A 739-nucleotide genomic window follows, 5' to 3' on the forward strand; every position below is an offset into this window, starting at 1 on the left:
TGCGTTCAGCCCTGTTCCAACAGCTGTACCTCCTTGGGCAAGCATTTGAACATCACAAAGAGCATTTTCAATGCGTTGGCGGTTGGCTTCGAGTGCAGTGCGATAGCCCGAAAATTCTTGCGCTAAAGTTAAGGGTGTGGCATCCTGGGTATGAGTACGTCCAATTTTGATGATATCGGCAAATTCTTCTTCTTTTTTCTTTAAAGTGGTAATAAGTGCGTCAAGGATAGGAAAGAGGTGTTGGCGCGTTTGTAGGGTAGTAGCAATGTGAAGTGCTGTGGGAAAGGAATCGTTTGACGATTGGCTCATATTGACGTGATCATTGGGATGCACAGGTGTTTTGCTACCCAATTTTCCTCCCAAAAGCATATTGGCATGATTGGCGATCACTTCATTGACGTTCATATTGCTTTGTGTTCCAGAACCTGTTTGCCAAACAGAAAGGGGGAAATGCGTGTCAAATGCACCGGAAAGCACTTCATCGGCAGCAGTAATGATGGCTTTTCCAATGTTTTTTGCGAGTTTGCCTTTTTCCATATTCACAACAGCTGCTGCTTTTTTGATAAGGCTTAAGGCATAGATGATGGTGAGGGGTTGTTTTTCTATGCCAATATTAAAATTATGCAATGAGCGTTCAGTTTGTGCGCCCCAATAACGGTCTTGACGGACTGAAATCGTCCCAAAGCTATCCGTTTCTTGACGTGTTTCAACCATGGTTAGATCCTTTTGTGTTCAGTGG

1 protein-coding gene is annotated in these 739 nt (G+C 44.0%); it reads right to left on the minus strand.

Going from position 1 to position 739, the window contains the following annotated elements; genetic code table 11:
- The coding region (locus tag ACFINZ_RS10715; RefSeq protein ID WP_375701510.1) for a lyase family protein at positions 1 to 714 on the minus strand (714 nt) is incomplete at its 3' end.
- Between the last annotated feature and the right edge of the window lie 25 nt (positions 715 to 739).

It is taken from the genome of Bartonella sp. AA81SXKL (assembly GCF_042196945.1).
In the GTDB taxonomy this organism is placed as follows: domain Bacteria; phylum Pseudomonadota; class Alphaproteobacteria; order Rhizobiales; family Rhizobiaceae; genus Bartonella.